23 protein-coding genes are annotated in these 24,327 nt (G+C 74.1%); 17 read left to right on the forward strand and 6 right to left on the reverse strand.

The window, feature by feature from the left end; genetic code table 11:
- Entirely contained in the window at positions 1 to 1,131 is a 1,131-nt protein-coding gene (locus tag RM844_RS07840; RefSeq protein ID WP_311666223.1) for a CobW family GTP-binding protein, read from the forward strand.
- A 12-nt stretch (positions 1,132 to 1,143) separates the two neighbouring features.
- On the opposite strand, the gene RM844_RS07845 is transcribed toward RM844_RS07840, so the two are convergent.
- Positions 1,144 to 3,594: a DNA gyrase/topoisomerase IV subunit A gene (locus RM844_RS07845; protein ID WP_311666224.1), complete on the reverse strand. Its 2,451-nt coding sequence runs from the start codon at positions 3,592 to 3,594 to the stop codon at positions 1,144 to 1,146.
- Between the two features lie 147 nt (positions 3,595 to 3,741).
- On the opposite strand from RM844_RS07845, the gene RM844_RS07850 reads away from it, so the two are divergent.
- The 3 genes from RM844_RS07850 to RM844_RS07860 all read left to right on the forward strand — a co-directional run bounded on the left by RM844_RS07850 (position 3,742) and on the right by RM844_RS07860 (position 7,357).
- Positions 3,742 to 5,091 carry a M16 family metallopeptidase gene (locus RM844_RS07850; protein ID WP_311666568.1) on the forward strand — a complete coding sequence of 450 codons (1,350 nt, stop codon included), beginning with the start codon at positions 3,742 to 3,744 and terminating at the stop codon, positions 5,089 to 5,091.
- A gap of 26 nt (positions 5,092 to 5,117) precedes the next feature.
- Positions 5,118 to 6,485, forward strand: a complete 1,368-nt coding sequence (locus RM844_RS07855) for a M16 family metallopeptidase (RefSeq protein WP_311666569.1) — start codon at positions 5,118 to 5,120, stop codon at positions 6,483 to 6,485.
- 194 nt (positions 6,486 to 6,679) lie between these two features.
- On the forward strand, positions 6,680 to 7,357 hold the full coding sequence (locus RM844_RS07860; RefSeq protein ID WP_311666225.1) for a GntR family transcriptional regulator: 678 nt from the start codon (positions 6,680 to 6,682) through the stop codon (positions 7,355 to 7,357).
- 115 nt (positions 7,358 to 7,472) lie between these two features.
- Here RM844_RS07860 and RM844_RS07865 read toward each other — a convergent pair whose 3' ends face one another.
- Positions 7,473 to 7,775 carry an HPr family phosphocarrier protein gene (locus tag RM844_RS07865; protein ID WP_311666226.1) on the reverse strand — a complete coding sequence of 101 codons (303 nt, stop codon included), beginning with the start codon at positions 7,773 to 7,775 and terminating at the stop codon, positions 7,473 to 7,475.
- A gap of 93 nt (positions 7,776 to 7,868) precedes the next feature.
- On the opposite strand from RM844_RS07865, the gene RM844_RS07870 reads away from it, so the two are divergent.
- The 4 genes from RM844_RS07870 (at position 7,869) to RM844_RS07885 (ending at position 13,156) form a co-directional block, all read left to right on the forward strand.
- A complete protein-coding gene (locus RM844_RS07870) occupies positions 7,869 to 10,559 on the forward strand; it encodes a bifunctional acetate--CoA ligase family protein/GNAT family N-acetyltransferase (RefSeq protein WP_311666227.1) in 2,691 nt (896 codons plus the stop codon).
- Between the two features lie 90 nt (positions 10,560 to 10,649).
- On the forward strand, positions 10,650 to 11,237 hold the full coding sequence (locus tag RM844_RS07875; protein WP_311666228.1) for a DUF5998 family protein: 588 nt from the start codon (positions 10,650 to 10,652) through the stop codon (positions 11,235 to 11,237).
- The gene (locus RM844_RS07880; RefSeq protein ID WP_311666229.1) at positions 11,234 to 12,463 is read left to right on the forward strand and encodes an alkaline phosphatase family protein; all 1,230 of its coding nucleotides are present in this window, start codon (positions 11,234 to 11,236) and stop codon (positions 12,461 to 12,463) included. The genes RM844_RS07875 and RM844_RS07880 overlap by 4 nt, the downstream gene beginning before the upstream one ends.
- 15 nt (positions 12,464 to 12,478) lie before the next feature.
- Positions 12,479 to 13,156, forward strand: coding sequence for a thymidine kinase (locus tag RM844_RS07885; protein WP_311666230.1), 678 nt, complete (start codon positions 12,479 to 12,481; stop codon positions 13,154 to 13,156).
- 97 nt (positions 13,157 to 13,253) lie between these two features.
- Here the strand turns inward: RM844_RS07885 and RM844_RS07890 are convergent, their stop codons facing one another.
- The gene (locus RM844_RS07890) at positions 13,254 to 14,042 is read right to left on the reverse strand and encodes a VOC family protein (RefSeq protein ID WP_311666232.1); all 789 of its coding nucleotides are present in this window, start codon (positions 14,040 to 14,042) and stop codon (positions 13,254 to 13,256) included.
- A gap of 84 nt (positions 14,043 to 14,126) precedes the next feature.
- Between RM844_RS07890 and RM844_RS07895 the strand changes: the two genes are divergently transcribed.
- A complete protein-coding gene (locus RM844_RS07895) occupies positions 14,127 to 14,966 on the forward strand; it encodes a sulfurtransferase (RefSeq protein WP_311666233.1) in 840 nt (279 codons plus the stop codon).
- 47 nt (positions 14,967 to 15,013) lie between these two features.
- Here the strand turns inward: RM844_RS07895 and sepH are convergent, their stop codons facing one another.
- Positions 15,014 to 16,072 (reverse strand): septation protein SepH, encoded by a 1,059-nt coding sequence (sepH, locus tag RM844_RS07900; RefSeq protein ID WP_311666234.1) that lies wholly within the window; start codon positions 16,070 to 16,072, stop codon positions 15,014 to 15,016.
- Positions 16,073 to 16,457: 385 nt separating this feature from the next.
- Between sepH and RM844_RS07905 the strand changes: the two genes are divergently transcribed.
- From RM844_RS07905 to RM844_RS07915, 3 genes are read left to right on the forward strand one after another with little or no spacing between them, the layout of a single operon-like run.
- Positions 16,458 to 17,318, forward strand: coding sequence for an ICP22 family protein (locus RM844_RS07905; RefSeq protein ID WP_311666235.1), 861 nt, complete (start codon positions 16,458 to 16,460; stop codon positions 17,316 to 17,318).
- Between the two features lie 16 nt (positions 17,319 to 17,334).
- Positions 17,335 to 18,459 (forward strand): ferrochelatase, encoded by a 1,125-nt coding sequence (locus RM844_RS07910; RefSeq protein ID WP_311666236.1) that lies wholly within the window; start codon positions 17,335 to 17,337, stop codon positions 18,457 to 18,459.
- Positions 18,460 to 18,512: 53 nt separating this feature from the next.
- Complete coding sequence (locus RM844_RS07915) at positions 18,513 to 19,343, forward strand: inositol monophosphatase family protein (protein WP_311666237.1); 831 nt, start codon at positions 18,513 to 18,515, stop codon at positions 19,341 to 19,343.
- Positions 19,344 to 19,427: 84 nt separating this feature from the next.
- Here RM844_RS07915 and RM844_RS07920 read toward each other — a convergent pair whose 3' ends face one another.
- Positions 19,428 to 19,589: a hypothetical protein gene (locus tag RM844_RS07920; protein ID WP_311666238.1), complete on the reverse strand. Its 162-nt coding sequence runs from the start codon at positions 19,587 to 19,589 to the stop codon at positions 19,428 to 19,430.
- Positions 19,590 to 19,883: 294 nt separating this feature from the next.
- Between RM844_RS07920 and RM844_RS07925 the strand changes: the two genes are divergently transcribed.
- The 3 genes from RM844_RS07925 (at position 19,884) to RM844_RS07935 (ending at position 22,393) form a co-directional block, all read left to right on the forward strand.
- Positions 19,884 to 20,537 (forward strand): response regulator transcription factor, encoded by a 654-nt coding sequence (locus RM844_RS07925; RefSeq protein WP_311666239.1) that lies wholly within the window; start codon positions 19,884 to 19,886, stop codon positions 20,535 to 20,537.
- 6 nt (positions 20,538 to 20,543) lie between these two features.
- Positions 20,544 to 21,821, forward strand: a complete 1,278-nt coding sequence (locus RM844_RS07930; RefSeq protein ID WP_311666240.1) for a sensor histidine kinase — start codon at positions 20,544 to 20,546, stop codon at positions 21,819 to 21,821.
- A gap of 272 nt (positions 21,822 to 22,093) precedes the next feature.
- Positions 22,094 to 22,393: a DUF4193 domain-containing protein gene (locus RM844_RS07935; protein WP_062214304.1), complete on the forward strand. Its 300-nt coding sequence runs from the start codon at positions 22,094 to 22,096 to the stop codon at positions 22,391 to 22,393.
- A gap of 20 nt (positions 22,394 to 22,413) precedes the next feature.
- On the opposite strand, the gene RM844_RS07940 is transcribed toward RM844_RS07935, so the two are convergent.
- Positions 22,414 to 22,866: a DUF3093 domain-containing protein gene (locus RM844_RS07940; RefSeq protein WP_311666241.1), complete on the reverse strand. Its 453-nt coding sequence runs from the start codon at positions 22,864 to 22,866 to the stop codon at positions 22,414 to 22,416.
- Between the two features lie 161 nt (positions 22,867 to 23,027).
- Here RM844_RS07940 and dut point away from each other — a divergent pair, with 161 nt between their 5' ends.
- Both dut and RM844_RS07950 read left to right on the forward strand, forming a co-directional pair.
- Positions 23,028 to 23,537, forward strand: coding sequence for a dUTP diphosphatase (gene dut / locus RM844_RS07945; protein ID WP_311666242.1), 510 nt, complete (start codon positions 23,028 to 23,030; stop codon positions 23,535 to 23,537).
- 1 nt (position 23,538) lies between these two features.
- Complete coding sequence (locus tag RM844_RS07950; protein ID WP_311666243.1) at positions 23,539 to 24,303, forward strand: DUF3710 domain-containing protein; 765 nt, start codon at positions 23,539 to 23,541, stop codon at positions 24,301 to 24,303.
- The last annotated feature ends 24 nt before the right edge of the window (positions 24,304 to 24,327 follow it).

A 24,327-nucleotide genomic window follows, 5' to 3' on the forward strand; every position in this document is an offset into this window, starting at 1 on the left:
GTGACCGCTCGTCGGGTCCCCGTGCTGGTACTCGCCGGATTCCTGGGAGCCGGCAAGACCACCCTGCTCAACCACCTGCTGACCAACGCCACCGGGGTGCGGATCGGCGCCGTGGTCAACGACTTCGGCAGCGTGCCGGTGGACGCCCTGTCCGTCGCCGGCCAGGTGGACTCCATGGTGGCCTTCGGCAACGGCTGCCTGTGCTGTGCCGTGGACACCGAGGAGCTGGACGGCGCGCTGGCCCGGCTGGCCGACCCGGCCGCCGGCATCGACCTGATCGTGATCGAGGCCAGCGGCCTGGCCGAGCCCCCCACGCTGGTGCGGATGGTGCTGGCCAGCGAGCACCCCGGCGTGATCTACGGCGGGTTGGTGCAGGTGGTGGACGCGGTGGAGCACGACCGGCTGCGGGAGCGGCAGCCGGCCACCGACCGGTACACCGCTCTGGCCGACCTGGTGGTGCTCAACAAGACCGACCTGGTGCCCGACGCACACCGGGCCGCGCTGCTGGCCGACCTCCGGGACCGGGCCGAGGGCTCGCCCGTGGTGGCCGCCAGCCACGGGCGGATCGACCCCGGGCTGCTGGTGGACGGGCCGGCCGACGACCGGACCACCGTGCCCTGGCCGCGGCAGCTGTCCTTCGCCGACCTGCTCGCCGAGCACGCCGGCGCCGGGCGCGGCCCGGCGGACCACCCGCACGTCGGCTACCAGAGCGTCAGCTTCCACAGCGAGGAGCCGCTGGACGCCGGCCGGTTGATGGACTTCCTGGACGGCCGCCGGGCGGGGCTCTACCGGATCAAGGGCTTCGTGCGGATCGCCGGCGGCGCGCGCTACACGCTGCACGCGGTGGGCCGCTTCCTGCGATTCTTCCCCGACCCGCCGCCGGCCGGCGACGCCGCGCCCACCAGCCTGGTGCTGATCGGCACCGGGCTCGACCCGGCGGCGCTGCGCGCGGAGCTGGCCGCCTGCCGGGCCACCGACCAGCGGCCCGAAGGGGAGCCGGGCGACCAGCAGGCGCACTGGCGGCTGCTTCGCTTCGTCGACCGTGCCGGCGCGCCCGAGGACGACCCGGCCGGCGCCCGGGAACCAGCGGAACCCTGGGCCGCCGCCGCCTCGTCCCCCGACCGGGGCTGACCGCCGGGCCGGTCAGCCCACCGGCCCGGCGACCGCCGTCACCTGCTTCGCCAGCGGCACGCCGGAGCCGTCCCGGCGCGGGTCCGGCGCCGGCAGCTCGACCGGCGCGCCGGCCTTCCCCGCCGCCCGCGCCGGGGTCGCCCCGGCCCAGGCGAAGATCAGCCGCTCCTCACCCTTGAGGAAGCGCTGACAGCGCACCCCGCCGGTGGCCCGCCCCTTGCGGGGGAACTGGTCGAACGGTGTCACCTTGGCCGTGCCGAACGCGTCGTCCAACGTGCCGGAGCCGCCGGCCACCGTGAAGACCGCCGCCTCCCGGGCCGGATCGACCACCGAGAAGGAGAGCACCCGCGACCCCTCGCCGAGCTTCACCCCCGCCATGCCGCCCGCCTGCCGCCCCTGCGGCCGGACCTGGCCCGCCGGGTAGCGCAGCAGCTGCGCCTCGTCCGTGATGAAGACCAGGTCCTCCTCGCCGGTCTGCAACTCGGCGGCGCCCACGACTCGGTCCCCCTCGCGGAGCGAGATGACCTCCAACTCCTCCTTGTTGGCCGGGTAGTCGGGGACGACCCGCTTGACCACCCCCTGCTCGGTGCCGATGGCCAACCCGGGCGACGACTCGTCCAGCGTGGTCAGGCAGACCACCCGTTCGTCCGCGGTGAGCGAGACGAACTCCGACAGCTGCGCCCCGCCCGCCAGGCTGGCCGCCGAGGCGGCCGGCGGCAGCGTCGGCAGGTCTACCACGGAGATCCGCAGCAGCCGTCCGGCCGAGGTGACCGCGCCGACCTCGCCCCGGATCGTGGACTGCACGGCGGAGACGATCACGTCGTGCTTGGCGCGCTTGGCCTGCTCGCTCAGCCCGCCCTGCCCGTCCGCGGTGCGGGCCAGCAGACCGGTCGACGAGAGCAGCACCCGGCACGGGTCGTCCGAGACCTCAAGCGGCACCGCCTCGACCTGCGTGCCCTCGGCCTCCACCAGCTCCGTGCGGCGCGGCGTGCCGAACTTCTTGGCCACCTCGCCCAGTTCGGTCGAGACCAGCTTGCGCAGCTCGGCGTCCGAGTCGAGGATGCGGGTCAGCTCCTCGATCTCGCCGGTCAGCCGGTCGCGCTCGGCCTCCAGCTCCAGCCGGTCGAAGCGGGTCAGCCGGCGCAGCGGGGTGTCCAGGATGTACTGCGTCTGGATCTCCGACAGCTCGAAGCGGGCCATCAGGGACTCCTTGGCCTCCGCCGCGTTCTCGCTGGAGCGGATCAGCCGGATCACCTCGTCGATGTCGAGGAGCGCCACCAGCAGGCCCTCGACCAGGTGCAGCCGGTCCCGGCGCTTGCCGCGGCGGAACTCGCTGCGCCGGCGCACCACCTCGAAGCGGTGGTCGACGTAGACCTGGAGCAGCTCGCGCAGGCCCATGGTCAGCGGCTGACCGTCCACCAGGGCCACGTTGTTGATGCCGAAGGTCTCCTCCATCGGCGTCAGCTTGTAGAGCTGGGCCAGCACCGCCTCCGGGTTGAAGCCGTTCTTCACCTCGATGACGAGGCGCAGCCCGTTCTCCCGGTCGGTGAGGTCCTTGACGTCGGCGATGCCGGTCAGCCGCTTGGCGTTGACCAGGTCCTTGATCTTGCCGATGACCTTCTCCGGGCCCACCGCGAACGGCAGTTCGGTGACGACCAGACCGCGTCGGCGGGCCGAGACCTTCTCCACCGTGACCGTGGCGCGCATCCGGAAGGTGCCGCGGCCGGTCCGGTACGCGTCGCGGATGCCGCCGAGGCCGACGATCTTGCCGCCGGTGGGCAGGTCGGGGCCGGGCACGAAGCGCAGCAGCGTCTCCAGGTCGGCGCCCGGATGCTTGATCAGGTGGCGGGCGGCGGCGATCACCTCGACCAGGTTGTGCGGCGGCATGTTGGTCGCCATGCCGACCGCGATGCCGCTGGAGCCGTTCACCAGGAGGTTCGGGTAGGCGGCGGGCAGCGCCGCCGGCTCCTGCTCGCTGCCGTCGTAGTTCGGCGCGAAGTCGACGGTGTCCTCGTCGATGGAGGCGACCATCAGCCCGGCCGCCGCGTCGGACCGGCACTCGGTGTACCGCATCGCGGCCGGCGGGTCGTCGTTCCCCAGGGAACCGAAGTTCCCATGGCCGTCGACCAGCGGGAGCCGCATCGAGAACGGCTGGGCCATCCGGACCAGCGCGTCGTAGATGGCGGAGTCGCCGTGCGGATGGAGCTTGCCCATCACCTCGCCGACGACCCGGGCGCACTTCACGTAGGGGCGGTCGGCGCGCAGCCCCATGTCGTGCATCTGGTACAGGATGCGCCGCTGTACCGGCTTGAGGCCGTCCCGCGCGTCCGGCAGGGCGCGCGAGTAGATCACCGAGTACGCGTACTCCAGGAAGGAGCCCCGCATCTCATCGACGACATCGATGTCGAGGATCCGCTCCTCGAACTCCTCAGGAGGCGGGGACTGCTTGCTGCGGCGGGCCATCGCGGCAGGGCTCCTTCGTACAGGCGGGCGGGTTGCTGGCGACCATTGTGGACCGCCCCGCTGACAACCGGGAACTTCGCACACGCTGGCTCACCTTGCATAAGGTGACAGGCGTCTCTACCGACCGAGCGAAGGGACCTCATGTCCATGGGCCACACGGCCAGCCCGCAGGATACCGTCGGTGGGCTCACCGCGAAGGAGCACAGACTCGCCAACGGCCTGCGCGTGGTGCTCTCCGAGGACCACCTCACCCCGGTGGCCGCCGTCTGCATCTGGTACGACGTCGGCTCCCGCCACGAGGTGGCGGGGCGAACGGGGCTGGCGCACCTCTTCGAGCACCTGATGTTCCAGGGCTCGGAACAAGTCAAGGGCAACGGCCACTTCGAGCTGGTCCAGGGCGCCGGCGGCTCGCTCAACGGCACCACCAGCTTCGAGCGCACCAACTACTTCGAGACCATGCCGGCCCACCAGTTGGAGCTGGCGCTGTGGCTGGAAGCCGACCGGATGGGCACCCTGCTGAGCGCGCTGGACGAGGAGTCCATGGAGAACCAGCGCGACGTGGTGAAGAACGAGCGCCGGCAGCGGTATGACAACGTGCCCTACGGCACCGCCTTCGAGAAGCTCACCTCGATGGTCTTCCCCGAGGGTCACCCCTACCACCACACCCCGATCGGCTCGATGGCCGACCTGGACGCGGCCTCGCTGGCCGACGCCAGGGAGTTCTTCCGCACCTACTACGCGCCGAACAACGCGGTGCTCGCGGTGGTCGGTGACATCGACCCGGAGCGCACCCTGGCCTGGGTGGAGCGGTACTTCGGCAGCATCCCCGGCCACGACGGCAAGCTGCCGCCGCGGGACGGCGCGCTGCCCGAGGTGATCGGCGACGAGGTGCGCGAGCTGGTCCGCGAGGACGTGCCGGCCCGCGCGCTGATGGCCGCCTACCGGCTCCCGCAGGACGGCACCCGGGAGGCCGACGCGGCCGACCTGGCGCTGACCGCGCTGGGCGGCGGCGAGTCCTCCCGGCTCTACAACCGGCTGGTGCGGCACGACCGGACGGCGGTCTCGGCCGGGTTCGGCATGCTGCGGCTGGCCGGCGCCCCCTCGATGGGCTGGCTGGACGTCAAGACCTCGGGCGAGGCCGAGGTGGCCGAGATCGAGGCGGCCGTGGACGAGGAGCTGGCCAGGTTCGCCGCCGAGGGCCCGACGCCCGAGGAGATGGAGCGCGCCCAGGCCCAGTTGGAACGGGAGTGGCTGGACCGGCTGGCCACGGTCGGGGGCCGCGCCGACGAACTCTGCAAGTACGCCGTGCTCTTCGGGGACCCGCAGCTGGCGCTGACGGCCGTCCAGCGGATCCTGGAGATCACCCCGGAGGAGGTCCAGGCGGTGGCCGCCGCCCGGCTCCGCCCGGACAACCGCGGGGTGCTGGTCTACGAGCCCACCCCGACCGAGGAGCGGTCGGCGACCGGGAACGACGAGAACGAGGGGGCCGAGCAGTGACCGAGGGGACCGGGAACGCGGCGCGGATGACGCTGCACCCACGCCCGACCGGCGGGGCGCCCAAGCCGTGGGCCTTCCCGGCGCCGGACCGCAGTACGCTGCCCAACGGGCTGACCGTGCTGCGCGCCGACCGCCCCGGGCAACAGGTGGTCGCGGTGGAGATCAACCTGACCGCCCCGCTGGCCGCCGAGCCGCGTGAGCTGGAGGGCGTGGCGACCATCATGGCGCGCGGCCTGTCGGAGGGCACCGACCGGCACACCGCGGAGGAGTTCGCCGCCGAGCTGGAGCGCTGCGGCGCCACCCTGGACACCTTCGCCGACCACGTCGGCGTCCGGGTCTCCCTTGAGGTGCCGGCGTCCCGGCTGGCCGGCGCGCTGCGCCTGGTCTCGGACGCGCTGCGGGCCCCCGCCTTCCCGGAGCACGAGATCGAGCGGCTGGTCGCCAACCGGCTGGACGAGATCCCGCACGAGCTGGCCAACCCGGGCCGGCGCGCGGCGATGACGATGTACGCCACGCTCTTCCCCGAGGACTCCCGGCTCGCCAGGCCCCGGCAGGGCACCGCGGAGAGCGTCCGCGGCATCGACGCGGCCGCGGTGCGCGCCTTCTACGCGGCGCACCTGCGGCCGGCCGCCGCCACCGCGGTGATCGTCGGCGACCTGACCGGGATCGACCTGGACTCGGTGCTCAAGGAGACCCTGGGCGGCTGGACCGGCGCGCCGGCCGAGCCGGTCAGCTTCGCGCCGGTCGAGGTGCGGGACACCCCGCGGGTGGTCATCGTGCACCGCCCGGACGCGGTCCAGACGCAGCTGCTGATCGCCCGGGTCGGCCCCGACCGGCACGACCCGGTCTGGCCGGCGCACCGGCTGGGCGTCTACTGCCTGGGCGGCACCCTGACCTCGCGGCTGGACAAGGTGCTGCGCGAGGAGAAGGGCTACACCTACGGGGTGCGGGCCAGCAGCCAGGTGCTGCGCTCCAGCGCGGCCGGTGACGGCATCTCGCTGCTCGGCATCCGGGGTTCGGTGGCCACCGACGTCACCGGGCCGGCGCTGGCCGACCTGTGGCAGGTGCTGCGCACCCTGGCCGCCGACGGGCTGACCGACGAGGAGCGGGACGCGGCCGTCCAGTTCCTGGTCGGCGTCGCGCCGTTGAGCTTCGAGACGGCCGCGGCCGTCGCCGGGGCGCTGGCCGACCAGGTGGAGGAGGAGCTGCCGGACGACTACCAGGCCAGGCTCTACGCCCGGCTGGCCGAGACCGGCACGGTCGAGGCCACCGCAGCCGTGGTGCGGGCGTTCCCGCCGGACGGGCTGGTGACGGTGCTGGTCGGTGACGCCAAGCAGATCGCGGAGCCGGTGCGGGCGCTGGGCATCGGCGAGGTCGAGGTGGTCGGCGGCTGACCGTCGCCGACGTCGTCCGTGGGGAGAGCGTGGCCGGGCCGCGTTCTCCCCACGCTTTTTCGGATAAACGACCGAAAGGGGCCGGTTCCTCCGGCCGGCTATCGGCATTCCCGGGGTTTTGCCATACAGTTCTGGTGAGTGACCCGGTGGAAATGCGACAGGGCAGTGCCGGCGATTGGCTGTGGGGGTTGGTTATGCGGATCTCCGCGCACACGGTATGCACCGCGATCCGGGACGACATCGTGGGCGGCGTGCTGGTGCCGGGCGCCCGGCTGGCGGAGGAGCAGCTGGCCCAGCGGTACGGCGTCTCCCGGGTGCCGGTGCGGGAGGCGCTGCGCACCCTGGAGTCCGAGGGCTTCGTGGTCTCCCGGCGTCATGCCGGGGCGTGCGTGGCCCAGTTGGGCGAGCGGGAGGCGGCCGACCTGCTGGACGTGCGGGCCCTGGTCGAGCCGCTGGGCGCCGCCCGGGCCGCCCAACGGCGCACCGAGGCGCACCTGAAGGTGTTGCGCGGCCTGGTCAGGCTGGGCCGGCAGCGGGCCGCCCAGGGCCAGGAGGCGGACCTGCGGTCGTTGGGGGACTGGTTCCACGAGACGGTCGCCCAGGCCACCTGCAGCCCCGGACTCAGCGACCTGCTGGTGCAGTTGCGACGGAAGATCACCTGGCTCTACACGGGCGAGCCGCTGGCCGGGGCGGTGGCGCTCTGGCAGGAGCGGGGCGCGCTGGTGGACGCGATCACCCGGGGGGACGCCGAGCGCGCCCGGGCGCTCTCGGCCGCCCAGCTGGCGCGGAGCGACCCGGCCCGCCGGCAGTTCCAGGCTGCCGTGGTGAGCGCCAGGAAACCTGCCGTAAACACGCTGCGCGGCCAGATTTAACAGCGGTCGTATACACCTGGTGCGAACAACGTCGAAACGCGTTCCCGCGGTGCCCGATATCGCCTCGGCGTTTTATGGTGCTGCCCGAATTCGGCGGGCCGCTGAGTGGAATTGCTCAGACCGTTTCCGGAAGTTCCTCAAGCCCTTCGGAAACCAACTTCGCCAGTCGTTCCAGCGCCTCGTCGGCCACCGCCGCGTCCGTTGCCGAGCCCGCGGCCGGCGATGTCAGCACGATCTCCTCGCCGCCCTGCGCGCCCAGGCTGAGCACCGCCAGCATGGAGGCGGCGTTCACCGGCGCGCCGCCGGCCCGGGCCACCGTCACCGGCACCCCCGTCGCCGTGGCCGCCCGCACGAAGATCGAGGCGGGACGGGCGTGCAGCCCCTCGGGCCAGCCGATGGTGACGCGACGCTCGACCATGTGGGTGTTCCTTCCGAGGTCGGGAGTGGACCGCTGGCCGCCAGCCGGGTCCCGAACCACCCGTTGCGACCATGCCAACCGTACGCTGAAGCCATGGAGGGAACCGCCCAACCCGCCTACCCAGCGCACTGGGAGGCCGACGTGGTGCTGCGGGACGGCGGCACGGCGCACATCAGGCCGATCACCCCGGCCGACGCGCACCGCCTGGTCAACTTCTACGAGCGGGTCTCCGACGAGTCGAAGTACTACCGCTTCTTCGCGCCCTACCCCCGGCTCTCGGACCGGGACGTGCACCGCTTCACCCACCACGACTACGTCGACCGGGTCGGCCTGGCCGCCACCGTCGGCGACGAGTTCCTGGCCACCGTCCGCTACGACCGGATCGACCGGCACGGCCGCGCGGCCTCGCTGCCCGCCGACCGCGCCGAGGTGGCCTTCCTGGTCGAGGACGCCCACCAGGGCCGGGGTCTGGCCTCCACCCTGCTGGAGCACATCGCGGCGGTCGCCCAGGAACGCGGGGTGCGCCGGTTCGAGGCCGAGGTGCTGCCCGCCAACCGCAAGATGATCAAGGTCTTCACCGACGCCGGCTACTCGCAGCGCCGCAGCTTCGCCGACGGCGCCGTCCACCTGACCCTCGACCTGACGCCCACCGCCGAGTCGCTGGCCGTGATGCGGGCCCGCGAGCAGCGCGCCGAGGCCCGCTCCGTGCACCGCCTGCTCAACCCGGGCAGCGTGGCCGTGGTCGGCGTGGGCCGCCAGCCGGGCGGCGCCGGCCGCACCGTGCTCGCCGGGCTGCTGGCCGGCGGCTTCACCGGCCGGCTGTCCGCCGTGAACCGGGAACTGCCGGCCGAGACCGCGGTGTTGGCCGGGGTACCCGGCTACCGCTCGGTGCGGGAGATCCCCGAGCCGGTGGACCTCGCGGTGCTCGCGGTGCCCGCCGCCGAGGTCGCCGGGCTGCTCGCCGACTGCGCCGAGCGCGGTACCCAGGGCCTGGTGGTGCTCGCCGACGGCCACCGCAGGAGCGAACAGCGCGCCCTGGTGCGCCAGGCCAGGGCCCACGGCATGCGGATCATCGGCCCCAACGCGTTCGGCGTGATCAACACGGCGCCCGAGGTCAGCCTCAACGCCAGCCACGCCCCCCGACTGCCCACCCCCGGCCGCATCGGCCTGTTCACCCAGTCCGCGCCCATGGGCATCGCGGTGCTGGACGAGCTGGAGTCCCGCGGCGGCGGCCTGTCCACCTTCGTCTCCGCCGGCAACCGGGCCGACGTCTCCGGCAACGACGTGCTCCAGTTCTGGCACGACGACGAACGCACCCGGGTCGCCCTGCTGTACCTGGAGTCGGTCGGCAACCCCCGCAAGTTCACCCGGCTCGCCCGCCGCACCGCCGCGGCCGGCAAGCCCGTGGTGGTGGTGCGCGGCGGCCGGCACAGCGGCGGCGCGCCGCCCAGCGGCCACCTCGTGCCGGCCAGCCAGGCGCCCGAGGAGACGGTCGCCGCGCTGCTCCGCCAGGCCGGCGTGATCCAGGTCGACACCGCCGTCGAACTCGTCGACGTCGGGCTGCTGTTGGCCCAGCAGCCGGCGCCCGCCGGCCCCGCGGTCGCGGTGGTCGGCAACGCCCAGGCGCTCGCCCTGAGCGCACACGACGCCTGCCGCGCCCAGCGACTGCGGCCGCTGCCGCTGGGCGATGTCGAGGACGCCGCCGACGCCGCCGCGTTCGGCGCGGCCGTCGCCGCCGCGCTCGCCGACCCGGCGGCCGACGCGGTGCTGGTCACCCTCGCGCCCACCGTCGCCGGCGGCCCGGGCACCGACGAGCTGGCGACCGCGCTGCGCGCCGCCAGCGCCGGCGCGGCCGGCGACAAGCCGGTGCTGGTCGCCCAGCTGGCGCTGGACGAGCTGGCCGCCGAGATCGGCGCCCGGGGCGTGCCGACCTACCCGTCGGCCGACCGCGCCGCCCGCGCGCTGGGCCTGGCGGTGCGGCACGCCGAGTGGCTGGCCGGCGCCCACCAGCGGGGCCGCGCCCTGGAGTTCGACGACATCGACGAGCCGGCCGCGGCCCGGCTGCTGGCCGGCGTCCGGGTGTCCCGGCCCGCCCGGGACAGCGAACTGTCGCCCGCGGACACCATGGCCCTGCTCGGCGCCTACGGCATCGCCGTGCTGCCGACCAGGCCGGCCCCCACCGTGGACGCCGCCGTCGCGGCGGCCGAGACCCTCGGCTACCCGGTGGCGCTCAAGGCCACCGCGCCCCGGCTGCGGCACCGGGCGGTGCCGGGCTCCATCCGGCTCGACCTCGGCACCGAGGTCGAACTGCGACGTGCCTACGGAGAGTTGACCCAACGGCTGGGCGATCCCGCCGGCCTGCGCCCGATGGTTCAGCCGATGGCGCCGCGTGGCGTGGACACCGTGGTGCGGGCCACCGTCGATCCGGCGATCGGCGCCGCGCTCTCCTTCGGCCTCGCCGGCCCGCCCGCGGAACTGCTCGGCGACATCGCCCACCGACTGCTGCCCGTCACCGACCGGGACGTGGCCACGCTGATCCGTGCGCCCCGGGCCGCCCCGATGCTCTTCGGCTGGCGCGGCGCCCGGCCGGTGGACACCGAGGCGTTGGCCGGGCTGCTGGGGCGACTCGGCCGGCTGGTCGACGACCACCCCGAGATCGCCCGCGTCGAACTCGATCCGGTGGTCGTCGCCGACCGGGGGGTCGCGGTGCTCTCCGCGACGGTGCTGCTCGCCCCGCCGCCACCCCGCCCTGACCTGGGGCCGCGTCGGCTGCCCGCCTACTGACCACGCCCGGCGCCCGGCGCGCGACCCCCAGGGCGTGGATTCCCGGTCAGCGCCCCCTGCGCTGTCGGGGTCGCCCCTTAGGATGGGCGCATGGCGAAGACCGGTACCACGTCCCAGGGGCTGCGGGAGGCGATCGAGCGCAGCGGTTACTACCCAGCGCTCGTCGCTGAGGCGGTGGAGGCCGCCGTGGGGCGGGAGCCCGTCGTCTCCTTCCTGGTCCACCAGGAGACGACGTTCGACAGCAACGAGGTGCGCCGGCACGCCACCGTGCTGGTGCTGACCGGCACCCGGTTCATCGTCAGCCACACCGACGAGCAGCCGGCCGACGGCAACGCCCCGACGTCCTACGCCACCACCTCGACCGAGTCGGTCAAGCTCAACCGGATCTCCTCCGTCGTGCTCAGCCGGGTCGTCGCGGACCCGCAGTCCTACGTCCCCGGCACGCTGCCGCGCGAGGTGGTGCTGACCATCGGCTGGGGCGCGGTCTCCCGGATCGACATGGAGCCGGCCAACTGCGGCGACCCCAACTGCGAGGCCGACCACGGCTACACCGGCTCGTCCACCGCCGACGACCTGTCGTTGCGGGTCAGCGAGGCCGGCGACGGTCCGGAAACGGTGCGCCAGGCCCTGGAGTTCGCGCAGGCGCTCTCCGAGGCGACCGCGGTGTCCGGCAGGTGACCGCCGGCCCCGACGGCCAGCCGCCCGCTCCGTTCCCCGGCGACTGGTCCGCCTCGCCGCGCCCGCTCGACCCACGCGGTGCCCCCGCGCCCCGGTACGGCACCGGATCGCTGGCCGACCTGCTGCCCGCCGTGCTCGCCGGGCTCGATGTGCCGGGCCCCAGCCCCGCCTTCGAGTTGCCGCCGGCCGACCGGGTCTGTGTCTTCCTGATCGACGGCCTCGGCTGGGAACAGCTCGGCGCGCACGCCGAGTTGGCCCCGTTCCTCAGCTCGCTGCTGCCCACCTCACGGGCCGGCGCCGGGGCCCCCATCACGGTCGGCTTCCCGGCCACCACCGCCACCTCGCTCGCCTCGCTGGGCACCGGCCTGCCGCCGGCCGCGCACGGCCTGGCCGGCTACCGGGTACTCGACCCGGGCAGCGGCGCCCTGATGAACCAGCTGCGCTGGGAGCCCTGGACGGAGCCCGCGCGCTGGCAGCCGCACCCGACGCTCTTCCGGCGGGCCGCCGCCGCCGGCGTCGCCACCTGCCAGGTCTCCGCCCCGCACTTCGAGCGCACCCCGCTCACCCGGGTCGCCCTCTCCGGTGGCTCCTTCCTGGGGCGAGCCCTGGTCGAGGACCGCGTCGACCTGGCGGCCAGCCGGCTCGGCGAGGCCGACCGGACCCTGGTCTACACGTACTACGCCGAGCTGGACGGCGCCGGCCACCGCTTCGGGGTCGACTCGGACGCCTGGCGTGGCCAGTTGATGCAGGCCGACCGGCTGGCCCGCCGGCTGGCCGAGCGGCTCCCGCCGCGCGCCGTCCTCTACGTCACCGGCGACCACGGCATGGTCGACGTGCCGGTCACCGAGGAGGCCAGGTTCGACTTCGACCACGACTGGGAGCTGGCGGCCGGCGTCGCCCAGCTCGGCGGTGAGGGACGGGCCCGCCACCTCTACGCGGTCCCCGGCGCCGCGGCCGACGTGTACGCCGTCTGGCGCGAGGTGCTCGCCGAGGACGCCTGGGTCGTCACCCGGGACGAGGCCGTCGAGCTTGGCTGGTTCGGGCCGCCGGGCGGCGCGCTGGAGCCCCGGGTCCGCCCTCGGATCGGCGACGTGGTGGTGGCGATGACGGGCACGGCGGCGGTCATCGCCAGCGAGTCCGAGCCCCGCGAGTCCGCGCTGATCGGCATGCACGGCTCCCTCACCTCCGCAGAGCAGCTGGTACCGCTGCTGGAAGTCCGCACCTGACCTGGAGCCGTTCCCTTGGCTGAACTCGCCTTCTTCTCCGGCACGATGGACTGCGGGAAGAGCACCCTCGCCCTGCAGATCCAGCACAACCGCTCCGCGCGCGGCCTGCTGGGCATGATCTTCACCCGCAACGACCGCGCCGGCGCCGGCCGGATCTCGTCCCGCCTCGGGCTGGTCGCCGAGGCCACGGAGACGGGGGAGGACTTCGACTTCCACGCGCACCTGGTGCGCCACCTGACGGCCGGCGGCCGGGTCGACTTCGTGATCGCCGACGAGGCGCAGTTCCTCTCGCCGGGACAGGTCGACCAACTGGCCCGGGTCGTCGACGACCTGGGCATCGACGTGTACGCCTTCGGCATCACGACCGACTTCCGCACCAAGCTCTTCCCCGGCTCGCAGCGGCTGATCGAGCTGGCCGACCGGGTCGAGGTGCTCCAGGTCGAGGCGCTGTGCTGGTGCGGCGCCCGCGCCACGCACAACGCGCGCACCGTCGGCGGCCGGATGGTGGTCGAGGGGGCGCAGGTGGTGGTCGGGGACGTGGCCGGCGGCCCCGACGCGCGCCGGGGCGATGTCGGGTACGAGGTGCTCTGCCGCCGCCACCACCGCAGGCGGCTCACGGCGGCCACCGCCGGCGCGGGTCAACTGTCGCCCGAGGTGCTTCCCACGGAAGGAGTACCCCGGCAGCACAGCTGAGCCGCGCCGACGGGGGACCGGCGCCGGTGGACCGGCCCGAGGGGCCGTCCCGCCGGCGCCGGCCGTCACCGGTCGGGCACGCCGCGCCGGCCCCGGCTCAGCGGCCGGGCGGCCGGACGACGGCGAAGATCCCGCCCTCCGGGTCGGCCGCCTTGGCCCAGCGGCCGAACGGCGAGACCTCGGGGTCGGTGAGCGCCTTGCCGCCCAGCCCCTCCACGGTGCGCAGCGCCTCGTCCACGTCCGGCACCGAGAAGTACGTCAGCCAGTGCGGCCCCCGGTCCTGCGGCAGGGCCCGCGCCCCGACGCCCCGGACGCTGGCCACCGGACGGTCGTCCAGCCGCAGCGTCAGGTAGTCCAGCTCCGCCGGCTGCGCCGGCTCGGGCGTGGCCTCGTAGCCCAGGACATGCGTGTAGAACTTGCTCACCACCGACGTGTCCGCGGTGATCAGCTCGTTCCACTCCGGCGCGCCGCTCGGCCCGGAGTAGGGGCCGCTGCGTCGCGGTCCCCCCTGCCAGAGGCCGAAAGCCGCCCCGTTCACGTCCGAGGCGATGGCCAGCCGCCCCACCTGGTCCACCTCCATCGGTCCCACCGCGACCGTGCCACCGCACTCGCGGATCGTGGCGGCGGTGGCGTCCACGTCCCTGGTGGCGATGTAGGGCAGCCAGGCGACCACCCGCTGACGCACCTCGGACGCGAACTCGCCGAGCCCGGCCACCGGGTGGCCGTCCCGCAGCGCCCTGACGTAGGGGCCCAGCTGAGCCGGCCCGGCGTCGAACTCCCAGCCGAACAGCTCACCGTAGAACCGCTGAGCGACCGTCAGGTCATGGACCATCAGGCTCACCCAACGGTGCGTCCCCGACGTCGGGGGATTCGCTGCCTCGGTCATCCTGCTCCCTCCTCGATACCCATCCACACCCCTGCCCCCGCGCACACCGAACAAGTCTCCCCCGCGCGCGGGGACAATGGGGCCATGACAGCGATCATCCCGGCCGCGGACCTCGCCGCCATCACCACCCCTGCGACTTCAGCCACCGAGCGGCCCGTCCTGCTCGACGTCCGCTGGCGGCTCGGCGGGCCGCCCGGACACCCCGAGTACCTGGCGGGGCACCTGCCGGGGGCGGTCTACGTGGACCTCGACCGGGAGCTGGCGGGGCCGGCCGGCCCGGCCGGCCGGCATCCGCTGCCCGACCCGGAGGTCTTCGGTGCCGCGATGCGCCGGGCGGGTGTGTCGCTGGGCCGGCCGGTGGTGGTCTACGACGCCGGGGACGGCTGGGCGGCGGCCCGCGCCTGGTGGCTGCTGCGCTGGGCGGGGCACCGGGACGTGCGGGTGCTGGACGGTGGCCTGGCCGCCTGGCCTGGCCCGCTGGAGACGACGGAGCCCACGCCGGCCGAGGGCGACTTCGTGCCGGAGCCCGGCGGCCTGCCGGTGCTCGACGCGGACGGCGCCGCCGAACTGGCCAGGCGCGGCGTGCTGCTGGACGCTCGGGCGGGCGAGCGGTACCGGGGCGAGGTGGAGCCGATCGACCCGGTGGCCGGCCACATCCCGGGCGCCGTCTCGGCCCCCACCACGGAGAACGTCGGCCCGGACGGCCGGCTGCGCTCGCCGGCCGAACTGGGCGACCGCTTCGCCGCGTTGGGCGTCACCGAGGGGAGCGCGGTCGGCGTCTACTGCGGCTCCGGCGTCTCCGCGGCGCACCAGGTCCTGGCGCTCGCCGTGGCGGGCGTCCCCGCGGCGCTCTACCCGGGCTCGTGGAGCGAGTGGGCGGCCCAGCCGGGGCGCCCGGTCGCGCGCGGGCCGCAGCCCGGCTGACGGGTCCTCCCGGGGCGGTGCGTCGCGCACCGCTCCGGGGAGGCCGCTCAGTCCTTCTTCTTGCGGCGGGTGCCGAAGACGATCTCGTCCCAGCTCGGCACCGCGGCCCGGCGGCCGGGGCGGACCCCGTCGGCCTCCGCCTGGCGGTCCGTGGTGCCGGTGAGCCGGTCCCGATGGCCGCCGACCGAACGCGGCATCAGCACGTCCGCGTAGGTGGAGCCGGCGCTGCCGGCCGCCGCGGCCGGTCCCCTGGCCGCCGGCGTCTCCTCGTCGGCCTCGGCGAACTCCGGCTGGTCCTCGGCGTCCGGGGCGGGCGCCGGCGACTCGGGCACCACCAGATCGCCACGGAAGCTGGGCACCGCCTCCAGCAGGCTGGTCAGCGAGTCCGTGTCGTTCTCCAGGCGCGGGCTCGGCTCGGGGGCCACGCGGCGGTCGGCCCGCTCGTTCTCCCGGGGCAGCCGGGCGATCCGGGGCACGAACGGGGTGCTGGGCTCCGGCGTGTCGTCGGTCTCCCCGAGCAGCGACCTGGCCTCGTCGTCCACCGCCTGCACCAGCCGGCGCGGCGGGTCGTACATCCAGCTCGCCGAGTGCGTCTCGCCGGCGACCCGGTAGACCAGCAGCACCTCCCAGGTGCCGTCGTCCCGGCGCCAGGAGTCCCAACGGACCGCGTCCTTGTCGGCGCCGCGCAGCATCAGCCGCTCCGCGACGGCCTCGCCGAGCTGCGGCCCGGCCGTCTCGCCCGGCCGGCGCACCGAGGTCTTCCTGGCCCGCTCCGCCATGAACGCGCGCTCGGCCAGGACCGGCCCCTCGAACCGGCGCACCCGGTCGACCGGGATGCCGGCGAACTGGGCGACCTCCTCGGCCGTCGCACCGGCTCGTATCCGCGCCTGGATGTCCCGCGGGCGGAGGTGGTTCTCCACCTCGATCTCGATCTGTCCCAGCCGCGCCCGGTCGTTGCGCACGGCGGCGCGCAGCCGTTCGTCGATGGGCAGGGTGTATTCCGTGTTGTCGGCAGCTTTCAGCACCAGTCGTGTGCCGTCATTGCTCACGGCCACGACACGCAGTTCGGGCACGAGAACCTCCCGGGTGGTGCCTGCCGACGTCACGTACGTCGCTGCTCCTGCCAGACGAGTGTGACTTGCCCGGGCGCAGCGTGCCACAACCTTGCCGACTTGCCCGGCGTGTCGGGCCGTGGTCTGGAACCGATGTTATGGCACAGTCGCCACTTTGCCACGTGCGCTGACCGGCGCGAGAGCGTCGCGTCGCAGGGGGCAAACCGGACCTGGGACCAGGCGTGGTCACACTACTCCATTAGGGCCACGGGGGTGTGGCGCCACGCGGTCGAAGTTCTCAGGCGGTAGGGGAGTTGACCGAACGATCCGGTGTGACTTCGGGTGGCAAGCCTCACAGAACCCCCGAATTCGGAACTTTCCTCCTCGTTCGCTGGTCATATCCGTGGGTCCAGTGTGAACAGTGTGTGGGTTGAGGCGAATGGTGGATGCGAAGGTAAAGATTCCGCGCGGAGCGGACGACGGAGACGATCCGGCGGCCCCGCCGGCGCCGAGCGGCGCCGGGCGCCGGCGGATCGAGCTGACCTGGCCCCAGGTGGTGGCGAGCGCGGCGGCCACGGTCGCCGGCGCGCTGCTCGCCTCCGGGCTCGGCGTCTACGGCACGGTGCTGGGCGCCGGCCTGATCAGCCTGATCGCCACGGCCGGCGGCCCGGTCTTCCAGCACATCCTGGACCGCGGCGGCCGGGCCGCCGACCCGGCCCCGGCCGCCCAGGCCCCCGCCGAGCGGCGCCGGGCGCCCCGGCGCCGCGCCGGCCGCCCGGGGCGGCTCAGGCGCCGGCTGGCCGTGGCGCTCGGGGTGTTCGTGCTGGCGATGACGGCGATCACCGGGATCGAGCTGGCCTCCGGCTCCTCGTTCGCCGGCTGGTGGCAGCAGGACCGGGCCGGCGAGACCTCGGTCGGTGACCTCTTCGGCCGCGGCGGCACCGGCGGTACGCCGGCCGACGACACCGAGTCCGAGCCAGCCGACACCGACACCGACACCGACACCGACAGCGACCCCGAGTCCGACTCGGACACCGGGCCCGACGCCTCCGAGCCCGGCGCGGAGGAGCCGTCCACCACGCCGGAGGAGGGCGCCGGCGAGGAGGGACCCACCGGGGACGGGTCGACCACGCCCGGCGAGTCGCCGCCGCCGACCCAGGACGCCCCGCCGGCCGAGACCGGCGAGCCCCCGGCCGCGCCGGCGGAGCCCACCGCCCCTGCCCCCTCGTCCGACGAGCCGACCACGCCCGGCCGGAACGCCCAGCCGGAGGACGCCACCGAGGATGCGCCGACGGGCTAGTGGCAGGATCGCGGGCATGGAAGGTGTGCTCGCTGCCCAGCCCTATGACGCCCTGCTACTGCTCTCCTTCGGTGGCCCCGAGGGACCCGACGACGTCCTGCCGTTCCTGGAGAACGTGACCCGGGGGCGTGGTATCCCCCGCGAACGGCTGGCCGAGGTCGGCGCCCACTACCACCTGTTCGGCGGGGTCAGTCCGATCAACGAGCAGAACCGCGCGCTGCTGACCGCGCTCCGCGACGACTTCGCCGAGCGGGGTGTGGACCTGCCGGTGTACTGGGGCAACCGCAACTGGGCGCCCTATCTGACCGACACCCTCCGGGAGCTGGTCGCCGACGGCCGGCGCCGGGTGCTCACCCTGGTGACCAGCGCCTACGCCTCCTACTCCGGTTGCCGCCAGTACCGCGAGGACCTGGCCGAGGCGCTCACCACGCTCCGGTCGGAGGGCCTGGAGCCACCCCGGGTGGACAAGCTGCGGCTCTACTACAACCACCCGGGTTTCCTGGAGACGGTGGCCGAGGGCGTGCTGGAGTCGCTGGCCCGGCTGCCCGCCGCCGAGCGGGCCGACGCCCGGCTGGTCTTCACCACCCACTCGATCCCGAACTCGGCCGCCGACGTGTCGGGGCCGCCGGCCGGCCACGGCGCCGGCGGCGCCTACCTGGCGCAGCACCTGGACGCCGCCCGGGTGGTGGCCGAGCGGGTCGGCGAGGCCACCGGGGTGCCCCGCGAGTGGGAGCTGGTCTACCAGTCCCGCAGCGGCTCGCCCCGCGTCCCCTGGCTGGAGCCGGACGTCAACGACCGGTTGCGGGAGCTGGCCGCCCAGGGGCGGCGGGCCGTGGTGCTGGTCCCCGTCGGGTTCGTCTCCGACCACATGGAGGTCCGTTTCGACCTCGACACCGAGGCGCTGGCCACCGCCGAGGAGCTGGGCCTGCTGGCCGTCAGGTCGCCCACCGTCGGCGCCCATCCGCGGTTCGTCGCCGCGCTGCGGGAGCTGGTCCTGGAGCGGGCGGCCACCGAGCGCGGCGAGCGCCCCGAGCGCCCGGCGCTGGGCGGCCTCGGCGCCAGCCACGACGTCTGCCCGGTGGGGTGCTGCGCCGGCCGGGTGGCGAAGCCGGCGGCGGCCGGCGTCGACAGCCCGGCGTGAGCCAGCCGCCCGCCCTTCCTCGTCACCCGTACCCGTCCGGCAAGGAGATTCCCGTGCCCCCCGAGCCCCCCGACAACGCCCTGCTGGCCGAACTGCTGGAGCTGGCCCTTGAGGCGGCCCGCCGGGCCGGCGTGCTGCTCCGCGACGGCCGCCCGGCCGACCTCGGCGTGGCGGCGACCAAGTCGAGCCCGATCGACGTCGTCACCGAGATGGACATCGCGGCCGAGCGGCTGATCACCGAGTTCCTGCTGGAGCGCCGGCCGGACGACGGGATCCTCGGGGAGGAGGGTGGCGAACGGGCCGGCGGCAGCGGCGTGCGCTGGGTCATCGACCCGCTGGACGGCACCGTGAACTACCTCTACGGGCTGCCCCAGTGGGCCGTCTCGATCGCCGCCGAGCTGGACGGCCGGGCGGTGGTCGGGGTGGTCGAGGCGCCCATGCGGGGCGAGACCTACCACGCCACGCTGGGCGGCGGCGCCCGGCGGACCGCCAGCGGCGGCCTGCCGCAGCCGATGACCACCCGGCCCAGCCCCGAGCTGGCCCAGGCGCTGATCGGCACCGGCTTCAACTACGTGGCCACCGTGCGCACCGCCCAGGCCGCCCTGGCCCAGCGGCTGATCCCGCTGGTGCGGGACATCCGCAGGTCGGGATCGGCGGCGATCGACCTGGCCGACGTCGCGGGCGGCCGGCTGGACGGCTTCTACGAGCGCGGTCTGATGCCCTGGGACCTGGCGGCCGGCGACCTGATCGCCCGGGAGGCGGGCGCGCGCACCGGCGGCCGGGTCGGGGCGCGGCCGGACGGGAACCTGACAGTGGCGGCCAGTCCCGGGGTCTTCGAGCGGCTCCAGCCGCTGCTGGACGACTGGGGTGCCTGGCACGACTGAACGGCCGGCACACGCGAGGGCGGGGCGCCGGGGAGGTCTCTCCCGAGGCGCCCCGCCCTCGTCGAGGTCGGGCGGCCGCCGGCGTCAGGCGACCCTGACGCCGAGCTCGGCGGCCAGTCGGCGCAGGTCGTCCAGCTCGGCCTGCTCGACGTCCATGGTGAACAGATCTCCTGCCGCACGGGCGCGGTGCAGATCGGACTGGGTGTTCTCGATGCGCTGGCGGATGTCAGCGGTGAACGCGTCCAAGGTGCGCCCCCTCGTCTCAGGTCGGCGGCACTGGGGGAGTGCCGCGGCGGGTGCGACCACGGCGGTCCGGTCCGGTCGGCAGCGCTGGGTGGCTTGCCGCCTTCGCGGGTGGTCACGGGGTGTGTGAGGGCTACGTCCCCGGCCCGTGGGACCGGGAAACCTGCCCGCCGCGGAGAATCTGCTCGTCATCTGCCGGGCCCCGGCCATTTACCACCGGCTTACGCGGGTTGCGGGCAGGATGGTGGCGCGCGGTCAGCGAAGCCGCGCGCCAGGTGACCAGAGAGAGGGACCGACGTGCGGGTACTCGTCGTGGAGGACGAGCGGCTCCTCGCCGACGCGGTGGCCACAGGGCTGCGGCGGCAGGCCATGGCCGTGGACGTGGTGTACGACGGCGAGGCGGCCATGGAGCGTGTCGATCTCAACGACTACGACGTGGTGGTGCTCGACCGGGACCTGCCCCTGGCCCACGGGGACGACGTCTGCCGGCACATCGTGGCGCGGGCGCTGCCCACCCGGGTGCTGATGCTGACCGCCTCGGGTGACGTCAGTGACCGGGTCGAGGGGCTGGAGATCGGCGCCGACGACTACCTGCCCAAGCCGTTCGCCTTCAGCGAGCTGATCGCCCGGGTCCGGGCGCTTGGCCGGCGGGCCACGGCGCCGCTGCCGCCGGTGCTGGAGCGGGCCGGCATCACGCTGGACCCGAACCGCCGCGAGGTCTTCCGGAGCGGCCGGCCGGTGCAGCTCGCGCCGAAGGAGTTCGCCGTGCTGGAGGTGCTGATGCGCGGGGAGGGCGCGGTGGTCTCCGCCGAGCAGCTGCTGGAGAAGGCCTGGGACGAGAACACCGACCCGTTCACCAACGTGGTGCGGGTCACGGTGATGACGCTGCGCCGCAAGCTGGGCGATCCGCCGGTGATCACGACCGTGCCGGGCGCCGGCTACCGGATCTGAGGCGCCATGGTCTCCTTTCCGCCCAGGCCGTCCGGGCCGCCCGCGCGGCCGGCGGCCCGCCCGGTCGCCCCGCCCAAGCCCCAGTGGGACCCGGCCGACAGCGACCAGCACCGCAGTTGGTTCCGCCCGACCATCCGAATCAGGCTCACGCTGCTCTACGGCGGCATGTTCCTGATCGCCGGCGTGGTGCTGCTGACGATCATCTACCTGATCGCCGCCCGGGCCCTGGAGAACGGCAGCCGCCCGCCGTTCGAGTTCACCAGCAGCACCGAGGTCACCATCACCTCGGACGTGTGTTCCGGTATCAGCGGGCTGGTGAGCAGCGAGGCCTTCGAGAGCTGGCTGGACGCGTGTTCCGACCGGCAGAGTTCCATCGCCCTGGACAAGCTGCTGCGCAGCTCCCTGCTGGCGCTGCTGGGGCTCGCGGTGGCCGCCTTCGCCTTCGGCTACGTGATGGCCGGCCGGGTGCTCTCCCCGCTGGGCCGGATCACCCGCACCGCCCGCCAGGTGGCCGGCTCCGACCTGCACCGCCGGATCGAGCTGGACGGCCCGGACGACGAGTTCAAGGAGCTGGCCGACACCTTCGACGAGATGCTGGACCGGCTGGACCGGGCCTTCACGGCCCAGCAACGCTTCGTGGCCAACGCCTCGCACGAGCTGCGCACCCCGCTGGCCATCAACCGCACGCTGCTGGAGGTGCAGCTCTCCGACCCGGAGGCCTCCGTCGAGATCAGTCAGCTGGGGAAGACCCTGCTGGCCACGAACGAGCGCAGCGAGCAGCTGGTCGAGGGGCTGCTGCTGCTGGCCCGCAGCGAGAACGAGATCATCGACCACAAGCCGGTCGACCTCGCCGAGGTGGCCGGCCAGGCCGTCGAGCAGTCCCGCGGCGAGGCGCAGCAGCGCGGCGTCGAGCTGTCCGGGGTCCGCCAGCAGCTCTGGGTCCAGGGGAACGGCGTGCTGCTGGAGCGGGTCGCGCTCAACCTGGTGCAGAACGCCATCCGGTACAACCTGCCGGCTGACGGCTGGGTGCGGGTGGACACGGAGGCCAGGTCGGGACACGCGGTGCTCGTGGTGGAGAATACGGGGCCGGTGGTGCCGGCCTACGAGATCGACAACATGTTTGAGCCTTTTCGTCGGCTGCGCACCGAGCGCACCGGTAGTGACAAGGGTGTCGGGCTCGGGCTGTCGATCGTGCGGTCCGTGGCGCGCGCCCATGGTGGCTACGTCCAGGCCGTCCCCAGAGAGGGCGGCGGCCTCGTGATGCGGGTGACGATCCCCGTCTGACGAGGCCGTGGGACGGGAAAGAAGGAGATGTGATCAATCGCATACGCACGCGTTACTAGCCGCGTGCCCCACTGGCCGGGACGGGCCTTTTGGCCGGTTCTCGGCCCGATCGGCAGCCGCCGCGATCACCTCTTCAGGCGTTCGGTTGGGTGTCGATTGAGTAACAGCACTTGATGTGAGGCAAAATCTCCGCCTTGGGTCGGGCACAAATTCCGACCCCCCGCGCGTTACGTGCGCTGAGACATCACAGACACCCGGAGGGGGAGAACGAAATGGCAACCGACTACGACACTCCACGCAAGACCGACGATGACGTCAACGAGGACAGCATCGAGGAGCTGAAGGCCCGGCGGAACGACAAGTCCGCGTCCACGGTCGACGTCGACGAGTTCGAGCAGGCGGAGGGCCTGGAACTGCCCGGCGCCGACCTGTCCAACGAGGAGCTGTCGGTCCGGGTTCTGCCTCGGCAGGCGGACGAGTTCACCTGCATGAGCTGCTTCCTGGTCCACCACAGGTCCCAGCTGGCCGACGAGAAGGACGGCCAGCCGATCTGCCGGGACTGCGCGGCCTGAGGTCCCGCCCGGACCGGCGGTTACTCCGCGTCCGGGCGGGCGGCGGCCAGCGCGGCGGCGAGCCGCTGAGGCCGGCGGGTCGAGAGGTAGAGGTAGGGCGTGGGGTCATCCGGATCGGACACTTCGACCCGCACCGCGGTGGGGATGTACGCCCGCAACAACATATGAGCCCGGGCATCCGCTCGATGGGTGCGCCAAGCGCGCGCCTCATCGGCGTTGAGCGCCCGGGCCTCACCCAGGGCGCCAAGGGGCACTCTGGCGTTCCCGGCGACCAGCGAGCCGGCGGCCACCCGGATCCGGGCGCCGCCGTAGGCGCTCAGCGCCATCCCGACCAGCGCGCCGCCGGCCGCCATCCCGGCCAGCAGGGGCACCGGGCCCAGCGGCACCAGCGCCACCCCCAGGAGCAGCACTGCCATCAGGGCCATCAGCCACCAGGTCCGTGGGACCGTCAGTCGCTCGTCATACGCCTTCATGGCCCAAGCATCGCAGGCTCGCCTCCCGGCCCGTCCAGCGGCGGTAGGGTCTGCATCGTGAGTGCGGTCCTGACCCTGTCGAGGTCCTCCGGGCACGGCCCGAGGCGTTTCCTTCCGCCGCCCCCGAGGCGGCTTTCCTCCCCCCGTGGGGAGGTGGCCCGATGAGTCGCCCGGTCGACGTGCTGCTGCGCCGGCTCGACCCCGAGGTGCCGGTGCCGGCGCTGGCCCACCCCGGGGACGCCGGCTTCGATCTGGTCACCACCGAGGCCGCGGAGCTGGCGCCGGGAGAGCGGATGGTGCTGCCCACCGGGGTTTCCGTGGCCCTGCCCGAGGGGTACGCGGCCTTTGTGCATCCGCGCTCCGGGCTCGCCGCCCGCTGTGGGGTGTCGATGGTGAACGCCCCGGGCACGATCGACGCCGGGTACCGTGGGGAGATCAAGGTCATTGTGATCAATCTGGACCCGCGGCAGAGCGTGCGGTTCCAGCGTTTTGACCGCATCGCCCAGCTTGTCGTCCAGCGGGTGGAGACGGTGCGGTTCCACGAGGTCGCGGAGCTGCCGGGATCGGCGCGGTCCTCCGGGGGCTTCGGCTCCACCGGCGGCCACGCGGACGCCGGGAACTCCTATGCTGCGGTCGGCCCCGGCGAGGCCGCCGACCGGAAAGGACAGTGACGTGTTCGGACGTCGTCGTAAGCGAGACGCAAAGCCCGAGGACGCGGTCGAGGCGACCGCCGACGAGACTCCGGACGAGGACGAGGTGCGCCGGGTCAAGCTGGAGCCGGCGCCGCGCCCCGACGGGCCCTGGGACCTGAGCGAGGTCTCCAAGCCGGCCGAGGGGCGGGTCGATCTCGGCGGCCTCTTCGTGCCGGGCGTCCAGGGCATGGAGCTGCGGGTCGAGGTCGCGGGCGACGCCATCGTCGCGGCCACCGTGGTGCTCAAGGACAGCGCCGTGCAGCTGCAGGCGTTCGCCGCCCCCCGCCGGGAGGGCATCTGGGGCGAGGTGCGCGAGGAGATCGCCGCCGGGATCACCGGACAGGGCGGCGTCATCGAGGAGATCGAGGGCCCGCTGGGCTGGGAGCTGCGCGCCCGGGTGCCGGTCAAGCTGCCGGACGGCAAGCAGGGCGCCCAGGTGGTGCGCTTCGTCGGCGTGGACGGCCCGCGCTGGTTCCTGCGGGGGGTCATCTCCGGGCAGGGCGCGGTGCAGCCGCAGGCCGCCGGCCTGTTGGAACAGATTTTCCAGGACACGGTGGTGGTGCGCGGGGACGGCCCGATGGCGCCCCGTGACCCGATCGTGCTGAAGCTGCCGGACGACGCCCAGATGGTGCCGGACGGGGTCAAGAAGGAGCAGGCCGCGGCGGGCGACGAGGCGCCGGTCTCCCGGTTCGCCGGCGGGCTGGACAAGCTGCGGCGCGGCCCGGAGATCTCCGAGGTCCGCTGAGCCCACCGGGGGTGCTGGGGCCGG

This window comes from Streptomyces chisholmiae, assembly GCF_031845445.1.
Taxonomy (GTDB): Bacteria; Actinomycetota; Actinomycetes; order Streptomycetales; family Streptomycetaceae; genus Streptomyces; species Streptomyces chisholmiae.

Excerpts from the sequence above, each read along its gene's own strand:
- RM844_RS07845 (WP_311666224.1), bottom strand. The coding sequence starts at position 3,594 with ATGGCCCGCCGCAGCAAGCAGTCCCCGCCTCCTGAGGAGTTCGAGGAG.
- RM844_RS07850 (WP_311666568.1), top strand. The coding sequence starts at position 3,742 with ATGGGCCACACGGCCAGCCCGCAGGATACCGTCGGTGGGCTCACCGCG.
- RM844_RS07855 (WP_311666569.1), top strand. The coding sequence starts at position 5,118 with ATGACGCTGCACCCACGCCCGACCGGCGGGGCGCCCAAGCCGTGGGCC.
- RM844_RS07860 (WP_311666225.1), top strand. The coding sequence starts at position 6,680 with ATGCGGATCTCCGCGCACACGGTATGCACCGCGATCCGGGACGACATC.
- RM844_RS07865 (WP_311666226.1), bottom strand. The coding sequence starts at position 7,775 with ATGGTCGAGCGTCGCGTCACCATCGGCTGGCCCGAGGGGCTGCACGCC.
- RM844_RS07870 (WP_311666227.1), top strand. The coding sequence starts at position 7,869 with ATGGAGGGAACCGCCCAACCCGCCTACCCAGCGCACTGGGAGGCCGAC.
- RM844_RS07875 (WP_311666228.1), top strand. The coding sequence starts at position 10,650 with ATGGCGAAGACCGGTACCACGTCCCAGGGGCTGCGGGAGGCGATCGAG.
- RM844_RS07890 (WP_311666232.1), bottom strand. The coding sequence starts at position 14,042 with ATGACCGAGGCAGCGAATCCCCCGACGTCGGGGACGCACCGTTGGGTG.
- RM844_RS07895 (WP_311666233.1), top strand. The coding sequence starts at position 14,127 with ATGACAGCGATCATCCCGGCCGCGGACCTCGCCGCCATCACCACCCCT.
- RM844_RS07905 (WP_311666235.1), top strand. The coding sequence starts at position 16,458 with ATGGTGGATGCGAAGGTAAAGATTCCGCGCGGAGCGGACGACGGAGAC.
- RM844_RS07910 (WP_311666236.1), top strand. The coding sequence starts at position 17,335 with ATGGAAGGTGTGCTCGCTGCCCAGCCCTATGACGCCCTGCTACTGCTC.
- RM844_RS07930 (WP_311666240.1), top strand. The coding sequence starts at position 20,544 with ATGGTCTCCTTTCCGCCCAGGCCGTCCGGGCCGCCCGCGCGGCCGGCG.
- RM844_RS07935 (WP_062214304.1), top strand. The coding sequence starts at position 22,094 with ATGGCAACCGACTACGACACTCCACGCAAGACCGACGATGACGTCAAC.
- RM844_RS07940 (WP_311666241.1), bottom strand. The coding sequence starts at position 22,866 with ATGAAGGCGTATGACGAGCGACTGACGGTCCCACGGACCTGGTGGCTG.
- dut (WP_311666242.1), top strand. The coding sequence starts at position 23,028 with ATGAGTCGCCCGGTCGACGTGCTGCTGCGCCGGCTCGACCCCGAGGTG.